Source organism: Amycolatopsis sp. NPDC026612 (assembly GCF_040638285.1).
Classification (GTDB): Bacteria; Actinomycetota; Actinomycetes; order Mycobacteriales; family Pseudonocardiaceae; genus Amycolatopsis.
Genome location: NZ_JBEZYB010000003.1, coordinates 64163 through 89498 on the forward strand (window position 1 = coordinate 64163; position 25336 = coordinate 89498).

The 25336-nt window shown below is 71.1% G+C and carries 20 protein-coding genes and 1 tRNA gene; 14 read left to right on the plus strand and 7 right to left on the minus strand.

Translation table 11 applies throughout. The annotated features are described in order from the left end of the window. The first annotated feature begins 15 nt into the window (after nt 1–15). From AB0F15_RS04235 to AB0F15_RS04300, 14 genes are all read left to right on the plus strand, one after another. A complete protein-coding gene (locus AB0F15_RS04235; RefSeq protein ID WP_360264932.1) occupies nt 16–885 on the plus strand; it encodes a MoxR family ATPase in 870 nt (289 codons plus the stop codon). Between the two features lie 50 nt (nt 886–935). After that, nucleotides 936–2702: a hypothetical protein gene (locus AB0F15_RS04240; RefSeq protein WP_360264935.1), complete on the plus strand. Its 1767-nt coding sequence runs from the start codon at nt 936–938 to the stop codon at nt 2700–2702. Nucleotides 2703–3013: 311 nt separating this feature from the next. Continuing rightward, nucleotides 3014–3087: transfer RNA gene (locus tag AB0F15_RS04245), tRNA-Arg, on the plus strand. Nucleotides 3088–3153: 66 nt separating this feature from the next. Beyond that, a complete protein-coding gene (locus AB0F15_RS04250) occupies nt 3154–4266 on the plus strand; it encodes a VWA domain-containing protein (RefSeq protein ID WP_360264938.1) in 1113 nt (370 codons plus the stop codon). After that, nucleotides 4259–5371, plus strand: a complete 1113-nt coding sequence (locus AB0F15_RS04255; protein WP_360264941.1) for an XdhC/CoxI family protein — start codon at nt 4259–4261, stop codon at nt 5369–5371. Before AB0F15_RS04250 ends, AB0F15_RS04255 begins: the two co-directional genes overlap by 8 nt. Nucleotides 5372–5597: 226 nt before the next feature. Beyond that, nucleotides 5598–6122, plus strand: coding sequence for a (2Fe-2S)-binding protein (locus tag AB0F15_RS04260; protein WP_360264943.1), 525 nt, complete (start codon nt 5598–5600; stop codon nt 6120–6122). Further along, nucleotides 6122–8563, plus strand: a complete 2442-nt coding sequence (locus tag AB0F15_RS04265; RefSeq protein WP_360264945.1) for a molybdopterin cofactor-binding domain-containing protein — start codon at nt 6122–6124, stop codon at nt 8561–8563. The genes AB0F15_RS04260 and AB0F15_RS04265 overlap by 1 nt, the downstream gene beginning before the upstream one ends. Then, nucleotides 8560–9414, plus strand: coding sequence for a xanthine dehydrogenase family protein subunit M (locus tag AB0F15_RS04270; RefSeq protein WP_360264948.1), 855 nt, complete (start codon nt 8560–8562; stop codon nt 9412–9414). The genes AB0F15_RS04265 and AB0F15_RS04270 overlap by 4 nt, the downstream gene beginning before the upstream one ends. A 100-nt stretch (nt 9415–9514) precedes the next feature. Beyond that, entirely contained in the window at nt 9515–10417 is a 903-nt protein-coding gene (locus AB0F15_RS04275) for an SRPBCC domain-containing protein (protein ID WP_360264951.1), read from the plus strand. A 350-nt stretch (nt 10418–10767) separates the two neighbouring features. Then, on the plus strand, nt 10768–11991 hold the full coding sequence (locus AB0F15_RS04280) for a GGDEF domain-containing protein (protein WP_360265571.1): 1224 nt from the start codon (nt 10768–10770) through the stop codon (nt 11989–11991). Between the two features lie 362 nt (nt 11992–12353). Beyond that, entirely contained in the window at nt 12354–13421 is a 1068-nt protein-coding gene (locus AB0F15_RS04285) for an NAD(P)-binding domain-containing protein (RefSeq protein WP_360264954.1), read from the plus strand. 458 nt (nt 13422–13879) lie between these two features. Further along, on the plus strand, nt 13880–15442 hold the full coding sequence (locus AB0F15_RS04290; RefSeq protein WP_360265574.1) for a discoidin domain-containing protein: 1563 nt from the start codon (nt 13880–13882) through the stop codon (nt 15440–15442). Between the two features lie 11 nt (nt 15443–15453). Next, on the plus strand, nt 15454–16686 hold the full coding sequence (locus AB0F15_RS04295; protein ID WP_360264957.1) for an MFS transporter: 1233 nt from the start codon (nt 15454–15456) through the stop codon (nt 16684–16686). Further along, nucleotides 16683–17627, plus strand: coding sequence for a hypothetical protein (locus AB0F15_RS04300; protein ID WP_360264960.1), 945 nt, complete (start codon nt 16683–16685; stop codon nt 17625–17627). The genes AB0F15_RS04295 and AB0F15_RS04300 overlap by 4 nt, the downstream gene beginning before the upstream one ends. A gap of 239 nt (nt 17628–17866) precedes the next feature. On the opposite strand, the gene iolD is transcribed toward AB0F15_RS04300, so the two are convergent. The 7 genes from iolD to AB0F15_RS04335 all read right to left on the minus strand — a co-directional run bounded on the left by iolD (nt 17867) and on the right by AB0F15_RS04335 (nt 25320). Further along, nucleotides 17867–19696, minus strand: a complete 1830-nt coding sequence (iolD, locus tag AB0F15_RS04305; RefSeq protein ID WP_360265577.1) for a 3D-(3,5/4)-trihydroxycyclohexane-1,2-dione acylhydrolase (decyclizing) — start codon at nt 19694–19696, stop codon at nt 17867–17869. A gap of 71 nt (nt 19697–19767) precedes the next feature. Next, nucleotides 19768–20658: a 5-deoxy-glucuronate isomerase gene (gene iolB, locus AB0F15_RS04310; protein WP_360264963.1), complete on the minus strand. Its 891-nt coding sequence runs from the start codon at nt 20656–20658 to the stop codon at nt 19768–19770. Further along, a complete protein-coding gene (locus AB0F15_RS04315; RefSeq protein ID WP_360264966.1) occupies nt 20655–21545 on the minus strand; it encodes an aldolase in 891 nt (296 codons plus the stop codon). Before AB0F15_RS04315 ends, iolB begins: the two co-directional genes overlap by 4 nt. Continuing rightward, on the minus strand, nt 21542–22471 hold the full coding sequence (iolC, locus tag AB0F15_RS04320; protein ID WP_360264968.1) for a 5-dehydro-2-deoxygluconokinase: 930 nt from the start codon (nt 22469–22471) through the stop codon (nt 21542–21544). Before iolC ends, AB0F15_RS04315 begins: the two co-directional genes overlap by 4 nt. Nucleotides 22472–22505: 34 nt before the next feature. Continuing rightward, nucleotides 22506–23285 carry an ATP-binding cassette domain-containing protein gene (locus tag AB0F15_RS04325; protein ID WP_360264971.1) on the minus strand — a complete coding sequence of 260 codons (780 nt, stop codon included), beginning with the start codon at nt 23283–23285 and terminating at the stop codon, nt 22506–22508. Further along, nucleotides 23282–24325, minus strand: a complete 1044-nt coding sequence (locus AB0F15_RS04330) for an ABC transporter permease (protein WP_360264974.1) — start codon at nt 24323–24325, stop codon at nt 23282–23284. Before AB0F15_RS04330 ends, AB0F15_RS04325 begins: the two co-directional genes overlap by 4 nt. Then, nucleotides 24322–25320 (minus strand): sugar ABC transporter substrate-binding protein, encoded by a 999-nt coding sequence (locus tag AB0F15_RS04335; protein ID WP_360264977.1) that lies wholly within the window; start codon nt 25318–25320, stop codon nt 24322–24324. The genes AB0F15_RS04330 and AB0F15_RS04335 overlap by 4 nt, the downstream gene beginning before the upstream one ends. Nucleotides 25321–25336 lie beyond the last annotated feature (16 nt).

The following is a 25336-nucleotide window of genomic DNA, read 5'->3' on the forward strand; positions in this document are numbered from 1 at the left end:
CCTACGATCGTGAGCGTGACGGACTCGCCCGAAGAACTCGCCGCCGCGCTCGATGCGACCGGTTATCTCGCCGATGACGGGCTCGCGACCGCCGGCTTCCTCGCCCTGCGGATGGGCCGTCCGCTGTTCTGCGAGGGCGAGCCCGGCACCGGCAAGACCGCACTCGCCCTGGCGCTGGCCACCGCGCTCGACCGGCCGCTCATCCGCCTCCAGTGCCACGAAGGCATCGACGCCGCCCAGGCGCTTTACGAGTGGGACTTCCCGCGCCAGCTCCTGCACCTGCGCGCCCTCGAGGCGGCCGGCGGCGGGCAGATCGACGTCGAAGCCGCGGAGCGCTCGCTCTACACCGAGCGGTTCCTGCTGGCCCGGCCGCTGCTGCAGGCCCTGATCAGCGCGCCCTGCGTACTGCTCATCGACGAGATCGACCGCGCCGACGACGAGTTCGAAGCCTTCCTCCTGCAACTGCTCGACGAACACGCCGTGACCATTCCCGAGTACGGCGAAGTCCGCGCCGAGCATCCCCCGTTGGTGGTGCTGACCTCGAACCGGACCCGCGAGGTGCACGACGCCCTCAAACGGCGCTGCCTCTACCACTGGCTCGAACACCCGGACCTGGTTCGGGAGGTCACGATCCTGCGCCGTAGGATTCCGCGCCTAGGTGAAGTCCTGGCTCGGCAGATCGCGGAAGCGGTGCATCGGCTCCGTGAAATGGATCTGCTGAAATCACCCGGAGTAGCAGAGTCACTCGATTGGGGACGGGCTCTGTTAGCTCTGGAGTGTGACGAGCTGGACGCGGCAACGGCGGCGCGGACGCTCGGGGCCGTCCTTAAATACAGCGAAGACCTCGACCGGGTCCGGGCAAAACTCGACGCCCTGTTCGCCTGACGAACCGGGTCGTGGTGCCGGGTGCGGCCGAAGCGGGGGAGGACCTGCGGATGAGCGTGGCGGAGACGACGGAGACGAGACCGCCGTCCGGGACAGAGCCGGATCGGCCGGGGCCGGCCGGGACGGAGACCGCGCGGCGAGGGTGGCGGGGGAAGCTCGCCGCCGTGGCGGCGGTGCTCGGCGGCACCGCGTTGATCGCCGCGCACGCCGCTCTCTACGGCCGCTGGCTGATCGACGACGCGGCCATCACGTTCGCCTACTCGCGCAACGTCGCCGACGGCTTCGGGCCGGTGCTCCAGCCCGGTGCCGCGCCGGTCGAGGGGTACTCCAACCCGACCTGGATGGTCCTGCTCGCCCTCGGCAAGCTCGTCGGGCTGTTCGACCACGGGACGCTCTTCGGCGTCAACGACCAGATCCTCTTCCCGAAGGCGCTCGCGCTCGCCTGCTGCGCCGCCATCCTCGTCCTGTTCTACTTCGGTGCGAAGACGCTCACCCGACGCCCTGCCCTGGTCACCTTCGTCGCGGGGGCCGCGCTCGCCGTGATCCCGTCGTTCGTGATCTGGTGCTTCTCCGGGCTGGAGAACTCGTTCTACGCGCTGACCATCGCCGCGCTCGCGGTGCTGATCCTGCGCGCGGTCCAGAGCGGCAGGCTCCTCGACAACCAGGTCGCCGCCGGCGCCGGGCTGATCGCGATGCTCGCCGCGCTGACCCGGCCCGACGGGATCATCTACGCCGGCGCCTACCCGATCGTCGTCCTGCTGTTCCTCAAGCGGGACCTGCTCGGCCGCAGCGTCCGGGCGGTCGTCGTCTCCGTTGCCGGCTTCGCCGTGCCGTACGGCGCTTACGTGGTCTTCCGCTGGTTCGAATTCGGCAGGCTGGTGCCCAACACCGCCATCGCGAAGGGGCAGGAGCCGCCGACCCTCGACGATCTCGCCCGGCCCGGCGAGATCGTCTCGTACGTGGGCTGGCTGGTCGTCGCGGTCGCCGTCGCGTGCCTGGTGGTGCTGCTGGTCCGGCCGTCGCGGCTGCGCACCGGCCTGATCGCGCTGCTGGTGCCGTTCGGGCTCACCGTGGTCGCCTACATGGTGCTCGAATACGACTGGATGGGTCAGCTGCGGTTCGCCACCCCGATCTGGACGCTCGGCGCGTTCGGCGGCGCGCTCGTGGTCGTCGAGGCGCTGGCCTCGGCCCGGCTGCGCGGCCGGATCGTGCTCGCCTGCCTGCTCGTCGTCGCCCTGGTCAGTTCGGTGAGCGGGCTCTACACCGAGGGCACCACTTATCGCGCCAACGCCAAGACCGCGTTCTGCATCGTCGCCGAGCGCGACGCCGAGACCGTCAACGGCTTCGCGGACATCCTCAAGCTGCCCGACACGGCCCAGGTCGGCCTCATCGACCTCGGCGGGACGTCGCTGGGCCTCCGCACCCGGGTGCTCGACCTGGCCGGTCTCGGTGACAAAGCGATCGCCGACTACCTGCACCGCGATGACCTGGCCGGCTTGCGCGACTACGTGTTCGGCCAGGCCAAGCCCGAGCTGATCACGTTCATCGGCTCGTGGATCACCACGCTGCAGTTCGACAAGGACCCGCGGTTCGACCGCGACTACGTGACGATCTTCGTCAACCGGCCGATCGGCAACACGACCGTCGACTCGCGCAACTGGGTCAGCTACCACGTGCGGCGCGATCTGGCCGACCCCGCGAAGCTCGCGGAACTCCAGGCGTACGCCCAGAAGACGCTGCCGCCGGTCTTGGAGCTGAACAAGACGGCGGCGCTGCGCGGCTGCGCGAACATCCGGCCCGGGATCAAGGCCGCCTGACCGAACCACCGGGAACGCCCGCCTCGCAGGTCCACAAAGGACTTGCGAGGCGGGCGTTCTTAATTGCGTTGCCGTCCCCGGGCGCGCTGGGGCATCCTTTTCCCAGCACAGCAGGCAAGCCCACCGAAAGGAGGAGATCGTGACCCGACGGCAGAACCGGAACCGATGCGGCGCGATCTCCCGTGCCGTTCGCTGAATCCCTTTTCTTTCCGAAGGCTCTTCGCGCCCACCCCCCGCTACCTTGGGTCGGCTGCGGCGAAGAGCGCGGTCTGCGCGCCCGTCCGGGGAGGGGCGCGTGCGCAGACCGCCCCGTCCCGGTAGCTCAGCAGGACAGAGCGCGGCGCTACGAACGCCGAGGTCCGAGGTTCGACTCCTCGCCGGGACACCGCAATACACAGTCCGGCAGCGCACAGCCAAGCAGCGCACAGGCAAACGGGCGCACAATGGAGACATGACCACCGCCGTCGATCCCGTCGCCGGGTACGCCGGGTTCGCCGCCGCGCTGCGCGAGGCCGGTGTCGCCTGCGACGCGCACCGCGTGCAGGCCTACCTCGCTGCCGTCGCCGAGATCGACGTCGCCGAACCCACGCAGCTGTACTGGGCGGGCCGGCTGACGCTGTGCTCGAGCCCCGACGACCTCCCGTGCTACGAAGAGGCGTTCAGCCAGTGGTTCTCGATCGAAACCACCACTCCGCGGCGAGCGAAGGCGGCCGTGCCCAAGCAGGCCCGCATCGCGCCGCTCGGGGACGCCGAAGGCGGGGACACCGAGGGCGGGGAAGGTCACGACCAGCTGAAAGTCGCCGCCAGCGGCCAGGAGGTGCTGCGCCACCGCGACCTCGCCGCCCTGACCACGGCCGAACGGGAACACCTCCGCGAGCTGCTCGCCACCCTTCGCCCTCGGCCACCCCAACGCCCGGCCGCCCGGAGCACGCCGTCGCGCCGGGGACGGCTCGACCCGTCGCGCACGCTGCGCGCCATGCTCGCCAGCGGCGGTGAACCGGTGAAACTCGCGCACGTCCGCCGCGGCTCGCGACCACGGCGGGTGGTGCTGCTCATCGACGTCTCCGGCTCGATGAGCCCGTACGCCGACGCCCTGCTGCGGTTCGCCCACGTCCTGACGCGGTCCGCGCCGCAGTCCGTCGAGGTGTTCACGCTCGGCACGCGGCTGACCCGGGTGTCGCGCCAGCTGCGGCAGCGCGACCCGGAACGCGCGATGCTCGCGGCGGGCTCGGCGGTACCGGACTTCGCCGGCGGGACCCGGCTCGGGGAGACGCTCCAGGCGTTCCTCGACCGCTGGGGGCGGCGCGGCGTGGCGCGCCGCGCGGTGGTCACGGTGTTCTCCGACGGCTGGGAACGCGGCGACACCGGCCTGCTCGGCGAGCAGCTCGCGCGGCTGCGTCGCCTCGCGCACGCCGTATTCTGGGTGAATCCGCACGCCGGCCGTGCGGGGTACGCTCCGGTCCAGTCGGGCATCGTGGCCGCGCTGCCCCACATCGACCGGCTCCTGGCCGGACACACCCTGGCCACTTTGGAACGACTGCTCGGGGAGATTTCCGATGCGTGACGTACTGGACGACGTGTTCCGCCGCTGGTCGGCGGGGGAAACGGTCGGGCTCGGCACCGTGGTCGCGACCTTCTCCTCGGCTCCCCGCGCGCCGGGCGCCGCGATGGTCGTCGCCCCGGACGGCACCGTCGCCGGCAGCGTGTCCGGCGGCTGCGTCGAAGGCGCGGTCTACGAGCTGGCGCAGGAAGTCGTCGCCGAGCGCAAGCCGGTGCTGCAGCGCTACGGCGTCAGCGACGACGACGCGTTCGCGGTCGGTCTGACCTGCGGTGGCATCATCGACATCTACGTCGAGCCCGTCGACCGCCAGTCGATGCCCGAGCTCGGCGAGGTCGTCGAGTCCGTGCGCGGTGGCGAGCCGGTCGCGGTCGTCACGATCATCGTGCACGAGCGCGAAGGCCTGGTCGGCGAGCACATGATCGTCTGGCCGGACCGCACCGCCGGCTCGCTCGGTTCGTCGCGGGTGGACGACGCCGTGGCCGACGACGCGCGCGGCCTGCTGGCCAGCGGCCGCACCGGCACCCTGCACTACGGCCCGGACGGGCAGCGCCGCGGCGAGGGGATGGCGGTGTTCGTCAACTCCTTCGAGCCGCCGCCCCGGCTCCTGGTGTTCGGTGCGATCGACTTCGCCGCCGCGATGGCGCGGATGGGCGCCTACCTCGGCTACCAGGTCACGGTGTGCGACGCGCGGCCGGTGTTCGCCACCCACAGCCGGTTCCCGGACGCGCACGACGTCGTCGTCGACTGGCCGCACCGCTACCTGCAGGCGGAGGCCGACGCCGGCCGCGTCGATCAGCGCACGGCGATCGCGGTGCTGACCCACGACCCCAAGTTCGACGTGCCGCTGCTGGAAGTCGCGCTGCGCCTGGACGTCGGCTACATCGGCGCGATGGGCTCACGCAAGACCCACGACGACCGGTTCGCCCGCCTGCGCGAAGCCGGGATCACCGACGCGGAGCTGGACCGGCTTTCGTCGCCGATCGGCCTCGACCTCGGCGCGCGCACGCCGGAGGAGACGGCGGTGTCCATCGCGGCGGAGATCATCGCGCTGCGCTGGGGTGGCGGCGGCCGGCGGCTCGCCGAGCTGTCGGGACGCATCCACGGCTGAGTCCGCCGGGGCGTGAAGACCGGACTGCTCCGGGTGGCCCACAAAAGTTCACCCGTTGGGACTTCCGCACCTGCGGAGTTGCGCCTGGCTTTGCCGCTTATCCGCGGAACAGGTAGTTGAACGTGTGACATCAGGACTTGTCCACGCGACGGTCGCGTAGCACGCTCGGGTTTGTGAGCCCGATCACTGTCGGGCAGGCCGTTCCCGAACCGGCTTTGGAGGCCTGATGCGCATCACCGTCACCGTCGACGGGACGAAGTACACCGACGAAGTCGAACCCCGCACCCTCCTCGTGCACCACCTGCGAGAGCGGCTCGGCAAGGTCGGCACCGTTGTCGGCTGCGACACCAGCAACTGCGGCGCCTGCACCGTCCACCTCGACGGGCACAGCGTGAAGTCCTGCTCCGTACTGGCCGTGCAGGCCGACGGCTGCGAAGTCACCACCGTCGAAGGCCTCGCCCGCGACGGCAAGCTGCACCCGGTACAGCAAGCCTTCCACGACAACCACGCCCTGCAGTGCGGGTTCTGCACGCCGGGGATGATCATGCAGTCGATCGACCTGCTGGCCGACAACCCCGACCCGGACGAGCAGGCCGTGCGTGAAGGTCTCGAAGGCAACCTCTGCCGCTGCACGGGCTACCAGAACATCGTCCGCGCGGTCCGCGACGCCGCGAAGCACATGAGTCCCGGTGCCGGGCCCGAAGCCGAGCGGATCACCGAGCACAAGCACGTCGGCGTGGGTGGTGACTGATGACCGCGACGATCGAACCGGAGGTCGGGAAGTCCCGGCGCCGCAAGGAAGACGAGCGGCTGATCACCGGTCGCACCCGCTGGACCGACAACATCACGCTGCCCGGCCTGCTGCACATGGCCGTCCTGCGCAGCCCGTACGCACACGCCAGGATCGTCTCGATCGACACGTCGGCGGCGAAGAGCGCGCCCGGCGTCATCGCCGTCTACACCGCGAAAGACCTGGACCCGGACGGCTCGATCGGCATGCCGTGCGCGTGGCCGATCACGCCGGACATGAAGGCGCCGCGCCGCCCGGTGCTCGCCGCCGACCGGGTCAACTTCGCCGGTGAGGGCGTCGCGGTCGTCGTGGCGCGGTCGTCGGCCGAAGCGCACGACGCGCTCGAGGGGATCGACGTCGAGTACGACGAGCTGCCGGTCGTCCTGGACATGGAAGCCGCCATCGCCGACGGCGCCCCGCTGGTCCACGAGGACCTGGGTACCAACACGAGCGCGGTCTGGAAGTTCGACTCCGCCGAGGCCGGCACCGGCGGCAACGTCGAGGACGCGATCAGCTCGTCGGAGGTCGTGCTCAAGCGCCGCTTCCGCCAGCAGCGGCTGGTCCCGGCCTTCATGGAGCCGCGCGCGTGCGTGGTCGACCCGACCAGCCCGCAGATCACGATGTGGTCGGCCACGCAGGTCCCGCACATCCTGCGGGTGATGTCGGCGCTGACGCTCGGCATCCCCGAGCACAAGCTGCGCGTGATCGCCCCGGACGTCGGCGGCGGCTTCGGCGGCAAGATCGGTGTCCTGCCCGAAGAGATGATGTCGCTGCTGGTCGCGCGGAAGCTCGGGAAGCCGGTCAAGTGGAACGAGACGCGGTCGGAGACGATGCTCGCCGCGCACCACGGCCGTGACCAGATCCAGGACCTCACGATCTCCGCGACCCGCGACGGCCAGGTCACCGGGCTCAAGGTCGAACTGCTCGCCAACCTCGGCGCGTACAACGGTCTCGTCGGGCCCGGCGTGCCGATCCTCGGCGCGTTCATGTTCAACGCGATCTACAAGATCCCGGCGTACCACTTCGCGTGCACCAACGTGTACACGACGACGACGCTGACCGACGCCTACCGCGGCGCCGGCCGCCCGGAGGCGACGTTCGCGATCGAGCGGATCATGGACGAACTCGCCGTCGAACTCGGCATGGACCCGATGGAGCTGCGCGAAAAGAACTGGATCAAGCACGAGGAGTTCCCGTTCACGACGGTGTGCGGGCTGACCTACGACTCCGGCAACTACGAGGCCGCCACGGAGAAGGCGAAGCAGCTCTTCGACTACGACGGCCTGCGCGCCGAGCAGGAGAAGCGCCGCGCGGCCAAGGACAAGGTCCAGCTCGGCATCGGCATCTCGACGTTCACCGAGATGTGCGGGCTCGCGCCGTCGCGGGTGCTCGGCTCGCTGGACTACGGCGCCGGCGGCTGGGAGTACGCGTCGATCCGGATGCTGCCCACCGGCAAGGTCGAGGTCACGACCGGCGCGTCCGCTCACGGCCAGGGCCACGAGACGGCGTGGAGCCAGATCGTCGCCGACCAGCTGGGCGTCGCGTTCGAGGACGTCGAGATCCTGCACGGCGACACGCAGTCGTCGCACAAGGGCCTGGACACCTACGGCTCGCGGTCGCTGGTCGTCGGCGGGATCGCCGTGGTCAAGGCCGCGGAGAAGGTGGTCGCGAAGGCCAAGCCGATCGCGGCGCACCTGCTCGAGTGCGCCGAAGACGACCTCGAATTCGCCGGTGGCAAGTTCACGGTGAAGGGCACCGGCACGTCCACGACCATGGGCGACGTTGCGCTGGCGACGTTCTTCGCGCACAACCTGCCCGACGGGGTCGAGCCGTCGCTCGACTCGGACGCGACGTTCGACCCGGAGAACTTCTCGTTCCCCCACGGCACGCACCTGTGCGCCGCCGAAGTGGACACCGAGACCGGCCGGATCAAGCTGCGCTCGTACGTCTGCGTCGACGACGTCGGGGTCGCGGTGAACCCGCTGATCGTCGAAGGCCAGGTGCACGGCGGGCTCGCGCAGGGCATCGCGCAGGCGCTGTTCGAGGGCACCGAGCACGACGAGAGCGGCACGCTCACCACCGGCACGTTCGCCGACTACCTGCTGCCGTCGGCGGCCGACCTGCCGTCGTTCACCACCGACCGCACCGAAACGCCGTCGACGACGAACCCGCTCGGCGCCAAGGGTGTCGGCGAGGCGGGCACCATCGCGTCCACCCCGGCGGTGGTCAACGCGGTGATCGACGCCGTGCGGCACTTCGGCGTCGACGACATCGAGATGCCGTTGACGCCGATGCGGGTGTGGCACGCCATCCAGCACGGCACCACCGACGCGGGTGGCCCCGGCCGCGGCGAAGCCGGTGGCGGCCTCGGTTCCATCGACGCCACCGGAGGTGCGCAGTGATCCCGGCTCCCTTCGACTACGTCCGGCCGTCCACAGTGGACGAAGCGCTGCGGGCGCTGGCGGCGGCGGGCGAGGACGCCAAGGTGCTGGCCGGCGGGCAGAGCCTGCTGCCGGTGCTGCGGATGCGCCTCGCCGCGCCGACCACGCTGATCGACCTCGGGCGCGTCGCGGAACTGCGCGGTGTCCGCGAAGAGGGCGACGTGCTGGTGATCGGCGCGATGACGACGCACTACGACGTCCAGCGCGACGCACTGGTCGCCGAGCACGCGGCGCTGCTCAAGGAGGCGACCGACACGGTCGCCGACCCGCAGATCCGCCACCGCGGCACGTTCGGCGGCGCGATCGCGCACGCCGACCCGGCCGGGGACCTGCTGGCCCCGGTGCTCGCGCTGGACGCGGAACTGGTGCTGGCCGGGCCGTCCGGGCGCCGGACGGTCCCGGCCGCGGAGTTCTTCCGCGACCTGTTCACCACCGCGCTGACCCCGGACGAACTGCTGGTCGAGGTCCGCGTGCCCAAGCACACGGGGTGGCGGGCGCACTACGAGAAGTTCAACCGGGTCGCCCAGGCGTGGTCGATGGTCGCGGTCGCGGTCACCGTCCGCACCCAGGCAGGTGTCATCGAGGAGGCGAAGGTCGCGCTGACCAACATGGGTTCGACACCGGTCCGCGCGGCGGGCGTCGAGGCGGCACTGGTCGGCGTCCAGGCCACGGCCGACTCGATCGCCGCGGCGGCTTCCCACGCCGCGGAAGGCACGAATCCGCCGGTCGACAGCAACGCCGACGTCGAATACCGCCGTCACCTCGCGAAGGTGCTGACGGGCCGCGCGATCGCGGCGGCGGCCGGAGCCTGACGCCTCGTCCCGGGGCCGCGGCTCGTTCGCCGGGTGGCGGCCCCGGGACGGCTAGGGTGGGGTGCGGACACCCCAGGTTCGGCAGAAAGGAGGTCGGCCCGTGCGGCTCGACCACGAATTCACCGTCCCGGCTCCGATCGGCGAGGTCTGGCAGGCGGTCGTCGACCCCGAGCGCGTCGCCCCGTGCATGCCGGGCGCGACGCTGACCAAGGTCGAGGGCGACAAGTTCAGCGGAACGGTGAAGGTCAAGCTGGGTCCGATTTCGTTGCTGTACAAGGGAAACGGCGAGTTCCTCGAGAAGGACGACGCCGCGCACAAGGTGACGATCAAGGCCTCGGGCAAGGATGCACGCGGAGCGGGCACGGCGGCCGCGACGGTGACGTTGACGCTGACGGAGGCCGACGGCGGAACGCACGGCGCGGTTTCGACCGAGCTGGCGATCACGGGCAAGCCGGCCCAGTTCGGCCGCGGCCTGATCAGCGAGGTGGGCGGCAAGATCCTCGACACGTTCGCGGGCTGCCTGTCGGGCAAACTGGGCCCGGAGCAGGCCGCGGCGGCGCAGCAGACGGCCGCGGCGCCGGTCGCCGAGCCAGCACCCAAGCCAGTGCCGGATGCGGCAGGACCGGCGGCCGAGCCGACGGCCACGCCGGAGCCGGTGGCCAAGCTGCAGCCGGTGGCCACCTCCGATCCGACGGCCACGTCCCAGTCGGCGGCCTCCTCCGAGCCGACCGGCAGCTCCGCGCCGACGGCCACGTCTGAGCCGGCGGCCAAGCCGCAGCCGGCGGTCAGGCCGGCCCCGACCACCCCGGAGATCAACACGGAGCCGAAGGCCAAGCCGGCGGATCGGCCGCCGTTGCACAGCGTCCCGGCACCGCCGGAGACCGAAGCGATCGACCTGCTCGACTACGCGGGGCGGTCGGTGCTCAAGCGGGTGGCGCCGGTGCTGATCGGCATCGCCGCGGTGGCCGGCTTGGTGGCGATCGTCCGCGCGCTGCGCAAGTGAGCTGATCGGCGTCGATCGTTCGCCGTGGCTGGTTCGCCGTGGATGGTCGGCGTCGATGGTTCGGCCCTCGCCCGGCCGGTGTGCCCCGTCGGTGATCGCCGGCGGGCCGTTGAGCTGGGCTGACCCACCCTGAGCGGTTCTTCGAGCAGGCGCGTTGCCCACAATTCCCCCGGACTGGCGACGCGGCTCGCCGGAACGGCTACGCTGGGCTACCTGGTCGGCCGAACTTCGCGCAAGGGGTACGTCACGATGCCGGTTCGTCACCTCTGTGGCCTCGGCTCTTGAGAGCCCAGGCCGCCGTGCGCCGGGCAGCGCTTTCGACCTGGCCGGGCTGGCCTGCGCGCTGGGCGATGTGGGGCGGCGCGAAGACCCGCTGGATCGCCTACGCCCTCGGCTGCGAACTGCTCGCCGTCGTCGCGACCGGGGCCGCGTTGGCCACCGGATTCGGCGGCCCGGTGCGTCCGGTGTGGTTCGCCTCGCTGATCGCCCTCGGCGTGGCCCAAGCCGAAATGTCGCGCCGCATCGAGCGGTTGCGCCGGTGGATGAGCGGGCAGATGCACATCAACGTGACGTCGGTCTGGTACCTCGCCGGCGTCGTCCTGCTCCCGCCAGCTTGGGTGGCGCTGCTCGCTGTCGTGCTCTACACGCACCTGTGGGTGCGAGTGTGGCGACAGGTCCGTACGCGGCCCGCGCACCGTTTCGTTGCGAGTACGGCGTGGGCGATGCTCTCCTGCTTCGCTGCTTCCTCCGTTCTCGCGGTCTTGGGGTTGCACGGGACGCCGTTGCAGACGCCGCGCGGGTTGTTCGCGCTCTGCCTGGCGGCGGCGGTGTTCGAGCTGGTGAACATCGGCCTCGTGGCGGCCGGCATCTACCTGTACACCAGCCAGCGCTCGGTGGCCGACCTGATCGGCACGTGGGAGGACAACGCGTTCGAGCTGGCGACGCTCTGCCTCGGCGGGCTCGCCGCCCTCGCGCTGATCGAGCAGCCGATGCTGGTGGTGTTCGTCGTGGCGCCGTTGCTGTTGCTGCACCGCTACCTGCTGCTGAAACAGCAGCTGCAGGTCGCGGCCGTCACCGACGAAAAGACCGGCCTGCTCAACACCGCGGGCTGGCACGAATCCGCGGTGCGCGAACACGCCCGCGTGCAGCGCCGCGGCGCCGCCGGGGGCTTCGCGGTGCTGATGATCGACCTCGACCACTTCAAGCGGATCAACGACACCTACGGCCACCTGACCGGCGACGACGTGCTGGCGGCGGTCGCGGTGGCGATTTCCGGTTCGGTCCGCCAGGGCGACACGGTCGGCCGGTTCGGCGGTGAGGAGTTCGTCGTGCTGCTGCCGGGCATCGGCCGCGCGGACGTGCTCGCCATCGCCGAACGGGTGCGGGTGGCGGTGGGCGAGCTGAACGTCGTGATCTCGACGGGCAGCGGCACGGTCCGGGTGAGCGGCCTTTCGGTGTCGATTGGGGTCGCGGGCCATCCGGACGCCGGCCCGACCCTCGACGACATTCTCCGCGCTGCCGATGCGGCGCTGTACCGGGCCAAGGAGGCCGGCCGCAACCGGGTTGCGGTGTGAGGGGTCGGCTCGCCGTGCCCGTTTGAGGGCGCGCTGCGGTGGTCGGTGGGGGCGCTGAGCGGTGGCTGACGAGGTGGGGCCGCATCCAGGTGGTGTGGGGTTGGCCGGCGGTGCCGGGGTGTGCGCCTGATGACGGGCCGCGAGCCGTGGAGGGCCGCTGCCTCGGGCGCGACGGCAGCCGGCCGCAGCCGCGCCGGCGTGCGCGGGGTGGTGCCGGTGGGTGGGCGTTGGGTTGCGCCGTGGCGTGGGGCGGCACGCGCGGGCTGCGGAAGGCTGCTGTGCCGGGCAGGGGAGCCGGCCGCGGGCGTGCCGCTGTGATGTACCGCGCGAAATACCGGGCCGCGGCTGTCGTTGGACTTCGTATGAGCGGTGCGGATCACGAGACGGATGTGGTGGTGATCGGGGCCGGGCAAGCCGGGTTGTCCGCGGCCTACCACCTGCGGCGGGCCGGGTTCGCCAACCGGAGCGGGTTCGTCGTGCTCGATCACGGCAAGCGGGCCGGGGGTGCCTGGCAGTTCCGGTGGCCGTCGCTCGTTCTCGGGAAGGTGCACGGCATCCATGACCTGCCCGGCATGGCGTTCGGCACTCCGGACGTGACGCGTCCCGCCTCCGAAGTCGTTTCCGAATACTTCGCGCGCTTCGAAAGCGTTTACGACCTCCCGGTGCTCCGGCCCGTCGATGTCCAGTCGGTGACGCGGGCGGGGGAGCGGCTGGTGGTTTCGAGCCCGGCCGAATCCTGGGCCGCGCGCGCCGTCATCAGTGCGACCGGGACCTGGGACCGGCCCTTCTGGCCGCGTTACCCCGGTCAGGAGACGTTCGACGGCCGTCAGCTGCACACCGCCGACTACACCGGGCCCGAAGACTTCCGCGGCCGGCGTGTCGTCGTGGTCGGGGGCGGGGCGTCGGCCGTTCAGCTGCTGATGGAGTTCGCCCCGCTCGCCCGTGCGACGGCCTGGGTCACCCGCCGCCCGCCCGTCTGGCGTGATGAGCCGTTCAGCGAGGATTGGGGACGCAACGTCGTCGCCAAGGTCGACGAGCGCGTGCGGGCCGGGCTGCCGCCCGAAAGCGTGGTCAGCGTGACCGACCTGGCCGTGACGCCGGAGGTGCGGGCCGCCCGCGCCGCCGGGATCCTCGACCGCCGGCCGATGTTCGACCGCATCACGCCTGACGGAGTCGTCTGGGCGGACGGCTCGCGGTTCGACGCCGACGTGATCCTCTGGGCCACGGGCTTTCGCGCGGCGATCGACCACCTCGCACCGCTGCACGTCCGCGAACCCGGTGGCGGGATCCGCATGGACGGCACGCGGGTGGTGCACGAGCCGCGCCTGCACCTGGTGGGGTACGGACCGTCGGCGAGCACGGTCGGGGCCAACCGGGCGGGGCGTGCCGCGGTAACGGAGATCCGGAAACTGCTGCGCGCGGATCGGTGAGGGTCTTCGCCGGACGGTGAGGGCGGAGGGTGCAGGAGCCATACCTCCGAAGCTACCGAACATCTGTGCGAACACCATCGCTGAATCGGGTGATCTTCAAAACTTGTTGCCCCGCAACGGAATCACGTCGGCGGGGCAGGGGGCGTGACGTCGTGCGCCCTCGCCCGTCATCCGGCCGGAGGCGAGAGTCCGATCCCGCCGCACGGAACAGTATCCCGGTCACCGGGAACACCGCTGAGCAGCGAAAATGGTCAAAAACTCACCCTCTTGACCGATTCAAGGACAAGACAAGTCTTGTCAGCCGGAACGTCCCCTCGTTACAGTCCAATTAGTTAGGAAACTTTCCTAACTGTTTGTCCTCCGTTAACCCGACGCCGCAGCCCACCAGCCACCGCCAGGCCCATAAGGAGCGCGACGTGCCGTCAACCCGCCTACGTCCCTTGACCCGAATCACCCCGGTGCTCGCCGCCGTGGTGCTGTTGCCTTCCGCGATCGCCGCGGCCGCTACCACGCAAGCCGCTGATGTCCTGCTGTCGCAAGGAAAACCGGTCGCCACGTCGACCACCGAAAGCTCGTCGTACACCGGTGCCAAGGCCGTCGACGGCAGCACGACCACCCGCTGGGCCAGCGTCGAAGGCGCCGACCCGCAGTGGCTGCGGATCGACCTCGGGCAGCCCTCGAGCATCCACCGCGTGGTCCTCAACTGGGAAGCCGCCTACGCGAAGAAGTACCGCATCGAGGTCTCCGACGACGGGACGTCGTTCACCACGGCCGCCACCGTCGACACCGGCGACGGCAAGATCGACGACCTCGGCGGCCTGACCGCCCGCGGCCGCTTCGTCCGCTTCGTCGGCCTCACCCGCGCCACCGGTTACGGCTATTCCCTGTGGGAGATGCAGGTTTTCGGCACCACGGACTCCTCCGGCGACACCCAGGCCCCGACCACGCCGGGCGGCCTGACCGCCGGCACGACGACCGCCACGAGCGTTGCCCTGACGTGGAGCGCCGCCACCGACAACGTCGGTGTCGCCGGCTACGACATCCTCCGCAACGGCACGGCCGTCGCCACCAGCGCGACACCGTCCTACACCGACACCGGGCTCACGCCGGACACCGGCTACACCTACACCGTCCGCGCCCGTGACGCCGCCGGAAACCTGTCGGGGACCAGCACCCCGGTCACCGTGAAGACCGCGGCGGGCAGCGGAACCGGGTTCGTCCTCGCCGCGGCAGGCGACATCGCCGAACACTGCACCGCGAGCAGTTCGAGCTGCGCCCACGTGAAGACCGCGAAGGTCGTCGAGCAGATCAACCCGGCCGCCGTGATCACCATGGGCGACAACCAGTACGACGAACCCACACTGGCCGACTTCAAGAACTACTACGACAAGACCTGGGGCAAGTTCAAGAGCATCACGCACCCGATCCCGGGCAACCACGAGAGCTACGGCGACAACCCGTTCAAGGGCTACGAGGACTACTTCGGCGCCATCGCCAAGCCGCAGGGTCAGCGCTACTACAGCTGGGAAATGGGCAACTGGCACTTCATCGCCCTCGACTCCAACGACTTCGTCACCCACGACGAGTTCGCCGAGCCGCCCCAGATCACCTGGCTGAAGCAGGATCTGGCGAACAACCGGAAGGGCTGCGTCGCCGCTTACTACCACCACCCGCGGTGGAGCTCCGGCGACCACGGCGACAACAAGGACAGCATCGAGCTGTGGAACCTGATGGTGACCGGCAAGGTCGACCTCGTCCTGAACGGCCACGACCACGACTACGAGCGGTTCGTGCCGCAGAACGCCGACGGCAAGGCCGACGGAGGCGGCCCGGTCGAGATCGTCGGCGGCAGCGGCGGCGCCAACCTCTACGACCTGAGCCCCGCCCACGCGACGACGGCCAAGCTGCTGAAGACCTTCGGCGTCCTCAAGCTGTCGATGACGGACACGAGCTTCCAGACGCAGCTCATCGGCGTCGACGGCAAGGTCCTCGACAGCAGCCCGACCTACACCTGCCACTAGGAGGCCCGGGCATGTACATCGCGGCAAGCCGTACCTCGGACGCGGCCTCGGGAACCGGCCGGAAACCCGCGCTGAAGCGAGTGTCCGCCAACGTGGTGGCACTCGGCGTGGTCAGCCTGGTCACCGACGTCTCGTCGGAGATGGTCACCGCCGTCCTCCCGCTCTACCTGGTGCTCGGCCTCGGCCTGAACCCGCTGCAGTTCGGGCTGCTCGACGGGCTCTACACGGGCGCCACCGCGGTCGTGCGGGTGCTCGGCGGGCACCTCGCCGACCGGTGGCGGCGGCTCAAGGCCGTCGCCGGGTTCGGGTACGGCTTGTCCGCGGTGTGCAAGCTCGGCCTGGTCGCGGCCGGTTCGTCGGTCGCGGCCATCGGGGTCGTGCTCGCCGCGGACCGCACCGGCAAGGGCCTGCGCACCGGTCCGCGCGACGCGCTGATCTCCCTCAGCAGCGAGCCGGCCGCGCTCGGCCGGTCGTTCGGGGTGCACCGGGCGATGGACACGGTCGGGGCGTTCCTCGGCCCGCTGGTGGCGATGGCCGTGCTCGCGCTGAGCCTCGGCAGCTACCCGAGCGTGTTCTTCACCAGCTTCTGCGTCGCGGCGATCGCCGTGCTGATGCTCGCGCTGTTCGTCCGGGACCACCCCGGCTCGGCCGGCCGCGCCGCGGTATCGGCGAAAGCCGCCTTCGGTCTCCTGCGCGCCAAGGACTTCCGCCGCATCACGCTCTGGGCGGCGCTGCTGGGCCTGGTGACGGTCGGCGACTCGTTCGTCTACCTCGTCCTCCAGCGGCGCTGGGAGATCGCGGCGACGTACTTCCCGCTGCTGCCGCTGGGCACCGCCGGGGTCTACCTCCTGCTGGCCGTCCCGCTCGGCAAGCTCGCCGACCGCACCGGCCGCTGGCCGGTGTTCCTCGGCGGCCACGCCGCGCTGGTCCTCGCCATGGTGCTGCTCTGCGGCCCGCAGGCGGGGCTCTGGCTCGCCGTCGTCGCGCTCGGCCTGCACGGCGTGTTCTACGCGGCCACCGACGGCGTCCTGATGGCCGCGGCGGGCCCGCTCATCCCGCGTGAGCTCCGGGCCACCGGGATCGCCGTGGTGCAGACGGGGCAGGCCGTGGCCCGGCTGCTCTCCTCCGTCCTCTTCGGACTGGCGTGGACGCTGTGGGACCTGCGGCCCGCGGTGCTCGTCGCCGCGGCCTGCCTGGCCGCCGTCGCCCTCGCTGCCGCCTTCGCGAAACCGGTGCGCCCGTGAAGAAACTCGTCCTCGCCCTCACCGGCACGGCCCTTCTGGTCGCCGCCGCCGTCACGTACACGGTCAACGCGCGGCACGGCACCGCGGACGCCGAACCCGCCGCCCAGCTGACCCTCGCGCCCGGGCGGCTGCTGTTCCGCGACACGGCCACCGGCCGCGTCGGCGCCGTCCCGCTCGCCGACACCTCGAAGAAACCGCAGCTCAGCGGGCTGAAGTGCGACCGGTTCGCAGTGGCGAAGCAGACCGCGGTGTGCCTGGCGGTCCGGCCGGGCACGTTGCCGGCGATCACGGACGTCCTCGTCCTCGACGACCACCTCGCCGTCCGCCACACCGAAACCGTGCCCGGCACGCCGAGCCGCGCCCGCGTCTCGCCGGACGGCAAGCGCGTCTCCTGGACGCTGTTCGTCACCGGCGATTCGTACGCGCAGACCGGCTTCTCGACCCGCGCGGGGATCTACGAGACCGACACCGGGCAGCTCGTCAAGACGATCGAGGAACTCCCGGTGTTCGTCGGTGGCGACCGCTACTTCGCGGCCGACGTCAACTACTGGGGCATCACCTTCGCCCCCGACGGCAACCGCTTCTACGCCACCCTCGGCAGCAAGGGCAAGACGTACCTCATCGAGGCCGACTACGCGCGCTACCGCGGGAAAACCCTGCGCGAGAACGTCGAATGCCCGTCGCTGTCCCCGGACGGCAAGCGGATCGCGTTCAAGAAGAAGGTCGGCGACGGCGTCTGGCGGTTGTCGGTGCTGGACCTCGCGAACATGCGGGAGACCGAACTCGCCGAGACCCGCAGCGTCGACGACCAGGCGCTCTGGCCGGACGACCGGACCGTCCTCTACGGGCTGGACAACGCGGTCTGGGCGGTTCCGGCGGACGGCTCCGGCGCGCCGCGGAAGCTCGTCAGCGATGCCGCATCACCGGCCGTCACGGGGTGACGTGCGGGAAAGCGCGGCGACCAGCGCGACCGCCACGTAGCCGGCCTGTTCCGGAAGCCGGGTGCGGGTGCCCGGTCCAGTGCCTGCTCCTGCTGTTGGTGCGGCCGGCGCAGGTCACGGGCGTGGCCCGGCAGCTGGCCGCGGACCCCGAGACCGTGCACGTCGCCGCGACGACCGGCTCGCACCACCTCCTGGCGGTGGTGGTGGGCCGCGACCAGGACCAAGCGGTTCGCCCCCGCTCAGGACTCGAGGTAGCGCACCTGAGCACCCTTCCCGCGTTCGTACTCGTCCCGGCCCGCGAGGTGCTCGGGCACGCCGACCTCCCACCAGGCGCCCGCCTCGGTCCACGCCGACGGCTGGGTCTTCACCACGACCACCGCCGGCCGCCGTTCCGAGACGGCGGCTTCCCGGGCCGAGGCGTACGCCGACCGCAAGTCGTCTACTGTGGACGCGGAAAAGACCAGGCACCCCAGCGATTCCGCATGGCGGGCGAAGTCGACCCGCGGCGGCGAAGCGTGCGAAGTGGTGCAGTCGGCGTAGAAGTTGTTGAACGGCTTCCCTCCCTGGCCCTCCTGGAGCCGCGCGATCACGGCGTACCCGTCGTTGTCGCACACGACGGCCACGAACGGATGACCCGCGAACGCCGCCGAGAACAGCTCCGAGTTCAGCATCAGGTACGAGCCGTCACCCAGCAGCGTCGTCACCAGACCCGGGTGGGCGATCGCCGCGCCCCACGCGCCGGACAGCTCGTAGCCCATGCAGGAGAAGCCGTACTCGACGTCCATCGAGACCGCGCCGGCTCCGCGCCAGCCGCCGATCAGCTCGCCCGGCAGCCCGCCGGACGCCGTCATCACGTAGTCGGCGGGCGCCGAAAGATCGTTCACCACGCCGACCACCTGCGCGTAGGACGGTAGGGCGGCCGGAGCCGAGCGCAGCGAGTCGATGTGCGAGTCCCACGAAGCCCGCTCCGCCGCCGCTCGTGCCGTCCACGCCGGGTCCACCCGCCAGCTCTCCAGCTGGGCGGCGAGGTCCGTCAGGCCCGCGTCGGCGTCCCCGACCACGGACAGCGCCCCGTGCTTCACCGCGTCGAACCGGGCCGCGTTGAGCGCCACCAGCCGGACGTCGGGGGAGAACACCGTCCAGGACGCCGTCGTGAAGTCCTGCAGCCGCGTCCCGACCGCGAGGACGACGTCCGCCGCACCGGCGAGGACGTTCGCCGACGTCGAGCCGGTGACGCCCAGCGGACCGGCGTGCAGTTCGTGCGCGTGCGGCACCAGCGTCCGGCCCGCGGTCGTCTCCACGAGCGGAATCCCGTGCCGTTCCGCGAAATCGAGCGCGCGCTGCCCGGCACCCGAGTACCGGACACCGCCGCCGAGCACCATCAGCGGACGGCGGGAAGCACGCAGCACGCCGGCCGCCTCGGTGACCGAACGCCGATCCGGGCGCGGGCGCAGCGGGCGGTGTGTCACCGGTTCGAACAGCGCGTCCGGGAAGTCGTACGTCTCGGCCTGGACGTCCTGCGGCAGCGCGAGGGTCACCGGCCCGGCGTCGGCCGGGTCCGTGAGCACCCGCGCGACCTGCGGCAACGTCGAGAGCAACTGTTCGGGCCTGCTGATCCGGTCGAAGTAGCGCGAGACCGCGCGGAAGGCGTCGTTGACCGTCGCGGTCGCGTCGCCGAACGGCTCGATCTGCTGCAGCACCGGGTCCGGGGCCCGGGTGGTGAACGTGTCGCCCGGCAGCAGCAGCACCGGCAGCCGGTTGGCGTGGGCGACGCCGGCCGCGGTCACCATGTTCAGCGCGCCCGGCCCGACCGACGACGTCGCGACGCCGACCTGCCGCCGGTGCGTGGCCTTCGCCAGCCCGACCGCCGCCAGCGCCATGCCCTGCTCGGTGTGCCCGCGCCAGACCGGGATGTCTCCGCGGTGTTCCTCCAGCGCGGTCCCGAGGCCGAGCACGTTGCCGTGCCCGAAGATCGCGAAGACGCCGGGGAACAGGGGGACTTCCGCGCCGTCCAGGGTTTCCGAGCGCTGGGCGAGGAGCCAGCGGACCAGCGCCTGAGCCGTCGTCAGCTGCTGTGTTTTCCGGGGGCCGAGCCCCCGCTCCCCGGCCGGGGGCGCTGCCCCCGAACCCCTGAAGTTGTTCACTGCACACGTCCTTCGTGACTCGTGACCGGGCAGCGGGGATCAAGCTCCTGCGCCGCCCAGGTGTCCCGGACCCAGCCGTGCGCCGGGTCGTCGCAGAACGCCATGGACCGCTCGGGCGCGGGCCCGGCCAGGACGTTCAGGTAGTACATCGGGTAGCCCGGCGCGGCCACGCACGGCCCGTGGTAGCCGCGCGGGATGAGGAAGACGTCGTGGTCGCGGACCGCGACGTCCTCGTCCAGCTCGCCGTCGGCGGTGTACGTCCGGTGCAGGCCGAAGCCTTCGCGGGACGGCGTCACGCCGTCGCGGCCGGCGATGCGGAAGTAGTAGATCTCCTCGTTGACGACCTCGCACTCGGTCGCTTCGTCGTGCTTGTGCGGCGGGTACGATGACCAGTTCCCGCCGGGGGTGATCAGTTCGCACGCGGTGAGCTTGTCCGCGTGGTCCCACACCCCGGGCACGCCGAAGTTGGTCACCTGCCGCGTGGCCTGCCCGGCGCCGCGGACCTCGACGGGGACCTCCTCGGCCGGGCCGTAGCGCGGCTCCAGGCGACGCGTGCAGCGCGCCATCGGCAGCGCGACCTCCAGGCCGTCCTTCGTCGACAACTCGACTTCGGCCTCGCGTGGCACGTAGGCGAAGTCCGTCACCCGCGAGAAGACCGAGGAACGCCCGGTCAGGTCCAGGACCTGCCCGTCGACCCGGACGGTCGCGGAGCCGCTCAGCGGCAGGACGAACGCCTCGAATTCGCCGGTGTGCAGGGTGCGCGCCTCCCCGGGGGCCAGCGAGAGCACCCGCAGCCCGGAATATCGCCACCCCGCGGTGTCCGGGGTCAGCCGGACCGGGTCGGCGTCGTCGGACAGTGTCCCGAGTGGACGGTGCAGCTTGCTCACTTCGCGGCCTCCAGTACCTTTGCGGCGGCTTCCACGGCGGCGCCGACGTCGCCGCCGGGTGGGTAGAGCAGGGTGCGGCCGACGACCAGGCCTCGCACGACCTCGTGGCGCAGCGTCCGGCCCCACGAGGCCAGGTCGGCAGCCGGATCGCCGGACGGCACGCCGCCGAGCACGACCACCGGCAGTGTCGTGGCGCCCAGAACGGCCGCCGAGTCGGTGGACGGCAGCTTCAGCCAGGTATGCGCCGACGTCGTCCCGAGGCCGGACGCCACCGTGACCGCCCGCGCCAGCGACCCGGGATCCTTCTGCAGCACGAGCTTGCCGTCGGACCGGGTGTAGGGGAGCGGCTCCACCATCGCGACCAGGCCGTACGCAGCCAGTTCGGTGACGGCGTCCGCGCAGGCCTGCAGCGTCGGGACCGTGCCCGGGTCGGAGTCGACGAGCCGCAGCAGCATCTTGCCGCCGTCGAGCCCGCAGTCGACCAGGGTCCGGGCGTCGTAGCCGGTGAACCGGTCGTCGATCTCCCAGTCCGCGCCGGCCAGGCCGCCGCGGTTCATCGAGCCGAGCACGACCTTGTCGTGCAGAGCACCGAGCAGCAGCAGTTCCTCGACGACGTCGGGGGTGCCGAGCAGGCCGTCGACCGCCGGGTTCGCCAGCGCGGTGAGCAGCCGTTCCAGGAGCGTGCGCCGGTCGGCCATGGCGAGGGGGTCCTCGCCGACGCCCAGCGCGCCCCGGGCCGGGTGGTCGGCCGCGACCAGGAACAGGGTTCCGGAGCCGGACAGCAGGCTCGAACGCCGTTTGCGGGTGGCGTAAGCCTGCCGGATCGCCCCCGGGTTCGTCGCGCGGACGTGCAGCAGTTCCTTCCACCGTTCGTCGGTGAGGATCACAGGAGCTCCTCGATCTCCTCGGCGGTCGGCATCGCGTCGGCGCAGGCCAGCCGGGACGCGACCAGCGCGCCCGCGACGTTCGCGTACTCCGCGATCCGCACCGGGTCCCAGCCCGAGAGCAGCCCGTGGATCAGCGCCCCGCCGAAGCCGTCGCCCGCGCCGAGCCCGCAGACGACCTCGACGCGCTGCGGCGGCACGGTCGACCGTCCGTCCGGCGTGGCGACGAGCACGCCTTCGGCGCCCTTCTTGATCACCGCGAGCCCCAGTCCGCGCTCCAGCATGCGGTCCGCGGCGGTGTCCGGGTCCGCAGTCCCGACGGCGACCTCCACCTCGGTGCGGTTGCCGACCGCGACGGTGACGTGGTCGAGCAGCGCGCCGATTTCCGCCCGCGCCTGCTCCACCGACGGCCAGAACATCGGCCGGTAGTCCAGGTCCAGGACGGTGTGGTCCCGACGTCCCCGGGTTTCCAGGATCTTCCGCTGGGTGGCCCGCGCCGGTTCGGCCGAGACGCCGGTGCCGGTCACCCACAGCAGCGGGACCGACTCGACGACGTCCCAGGGCACGTCGTCGTCGGTGAGCGTGAGGTCGGGGGCGATGGGGGAGCGGTAGAACAGCAGCGGCGGGTCCGCGGGCGGGTTCAGCTCGCAGAACACCACCGGCGTCTGCAGGTCCGGCGAAGTGCCCACGAAGGCCGGCGAGACGCCGAAGCCGTCGAGGGCTTGGCGCACGTAGTCGCCGAAGCCGTCCGGGCCGACCTTGGTGAGCACCGCCGTGCGCCGGCCGAGCCGCGCGGCGGCGACCGCGACGTTGGTCGCGGTCCCGCCGAGCGACTTGGCGAACGTGCTGACCCCGGCCAGCGGCACGCCGCTCTGCTCCGGGTAGAGGTCCACCCCGACCCGGCCGATCGTCAGCGCTTCGATGCTCATGCCGCCTCCGCGGGAGAAACTACGTCGGCGGACGTCACGCCTTCTCCACCTGCCGCAGTTCGTGTTCGAGGGCTTCCAGTTCCGCGCCGCCCGCCATCTGCCGGGTCAGCTCGTTGATGTCGATGTCCTTCTTCTCGTACGCACCGAGCGGCGCACCCCGTTTGAGCAGCAGGAACCGGTCGGCGACGGGGTAGGCGTGGTGCGGGTTGTGGGTGATGAGCACGACGCCGAGCCCGCGGTCGCGCGCCTGGGCGACGTACTTCAGCACGACCCCGGCCTGCTTGACGCCGAGCGCGGCGGTCGGCTCGTCGAGGATCAGCACCTTCGCGCCGAAGTACACCGCGCGCGCGATCGCGACGCACTGGCGTTCGCCGCCCGAGAGCGTCCCGACCGGCTGCTCGACGTCCCGCAGGTCGATGCCCATGTCGGACAGCGCCTTCTTCGTCGTCTCGCGGCCCTTCTTCCGGTCGAGCATCTTGAACGGGCCGAACCCGGTCGTCGGCTCGGAGCCGAGGAAGAAGTTCCGCCAGACGCTCATCAGCGGGACGACCGCGAGGTCCTGGTACACGGTCGCGATGCCGCGGTCGAGGGCCTCGCGGGGCGAGGAAAACCGCACCGGCTCGCCGTCCACCAGGAACTCGCCCCGGTCGTGCTGGTGCACCCCGGCCAGGATCTTGATCAGCGTCGATTTCCCGGCGCCGTTGTCGCCGAGCACGCAGGTGACCTCACCGGCGTTGACCACTGTGGACACATCGCGCAGCGCGATCACGCTGCCGTACGTCTTCCCGATGTCCCTGACTTCCAGCAAGCTCATCGGCGTACCCTCTCCGCGCGGCGCCGGAAGGCGTTGTTGACCAGGACCGCCGCCAGCAGCATGACGCCGAGGAACAGCATGAACCAGTCGCTGTTCCACTGCGCGAACACGATGCCCTGGCGCGCCATGCCGAAGATCAGCGCGCCGATCGCCGCGCCGACCGCCGAGCCGAACCCGCCGGTGAGCAGGCAGCCCCCGATCACCGCCGCGATGATGTACTGGAACTCCAGCCCGATGCCCTGGTTCGCCTGCACACTGGCGAAGCGCAGGATGTTGATCGAGCCGACCAGCCATGCGCCGAGCGCGGTGCCCATGAACAGCAGGATCTTCGTGCGCACCACCGGCACGCCGACCGAGCGGGCCGACACCTGCGACCCGCCGACCGCGAAGATCCAGTTGCCGAACCGGGTTCGCACCAGCAGCCACGCGGCGATCGCCGTCACGACGATCCACCAGATGATCGACGACTGGAACTCGGTGCCGCCGATGTCGAACGTGGAGGCGAACAGCCCGCCGGCCGACTCGTAGCCGCTGGTCGAGCGCATGCCCGACACCTGGACGGTGTTGGTGACCAGCCGCGTCACGCCGAGGTTGAGCCCCTGGAGAGCCAGGAACGACCCCAGCGTGACGATGAAGCTGGGCAGCCCGGTCTTCATCACCAGCCAGCCGTTGAACGCGCCGACGCCGAGTGCGAAGACCAGCGACGCGAACAGCGCGAGCCAGACGTTCCAGCCCGCCTGCGTCGCCAGGATCGCCGTGACGAGCGACGTCGACGCCGTCATCACGCCCGCCGACAGGTCGAACTCGCCGCCGACCATGAGCAGCGCGACCACGACGGCCATGATGCCCAGGGTCGAGGAGTCGTCGAGCCAGGTCGCCACGCCCAGCGGGCTGAGGAACTGGCTGGTGACGACGGAGAAGAACACGAACACCAGCACGGCACCGAGCAGCGCGCCGATCTCCGGACGGACCACCAAGCGGTCGGTCAGGCTCTTCTTCGCGACCCGCTCGTCCGGTTGTGCCTGGATGGCTGCGGTCATCGCGTGCCGCGCTGCGCGAACGGGGCCACGGTGTCGATGTTGGTCTTGTCGACGAAACCGGGGCCGGTCTGCACCGGGTGGCCGCCGCCGATGGTGTTGCCGTTCTCCTTGTACAGCTTGAGGAACACGATCGGCAGGTAGCCCTGCTCGTACTGCTGCTGGTCGACGGCGAAGAGGATGCTGCCGTCCTTGATGGCCGCGACGACGTCGGCGTTCAGGTCGAACGTGGCCACCTGGGCCTTCGAGCTCGCTTCCTTCGCCGCGCTCACCGCGCGGGCCGCGACCTGCGAGTTCAGCGCCAGCACGGCGTCGATCGACGGGTCGGACTGCAACGCGCCGCGGATCCGCGCCTGTGCGTCGGTCGGGTTGGAGATGTCGACCTGCAGCGTGGAGACGTTGCCGAAGGTCTGCTTCGCGCCGTCGCAGCGCTGGTTCTGGCCGATGTTGCCCGCCTCGTGGATGACGCACAGCAGCTTCGTCTTGCCTGCCGCCTTGAGCCGCTGCCCGGCGCCCTGGCCCGCGAGGCCTTCGCTCTGCCCGACGTGCGCGATCGCGCCGAACGCCGCGCTGGAGTCCTCGCCGGAGTTGATCGTGACGACCGGGATGCCCGCCTTGACCGCGTTCTGGATCGATGTCTGCAGGGCCTGCGGGTTGGCCATCGACACCACCAGGCCGCCGACCTTCTGCGCGACGGCGTTGTCGATCAGCCGGGCCTGGTTGCCCGGGTCGCCGTCGGAGAAGTAGTCGACGCCGACGTTCAGGTCCTTGCCCGCCTGCTCGGCGCCGTTCTTCACGACGTTCCAGAAGGCGTCGCCCGCCGTGCCGTGGGTGACCACGGCGACCTTCAGCGGCCCGCTCGTGGTCGGCGCCGCGGCGGACGACGGGTTGGAGCTGCTGCTGGTCGAGTTGTCGGCGCTCGGCCCGCTGCAGGCGGTCAGGACCAGCCCGGCGGCGGCGATCGCCGCCACACCGGCCAGCTTCTTGTAAGAGAACACAGTCACTCCTTTGGGA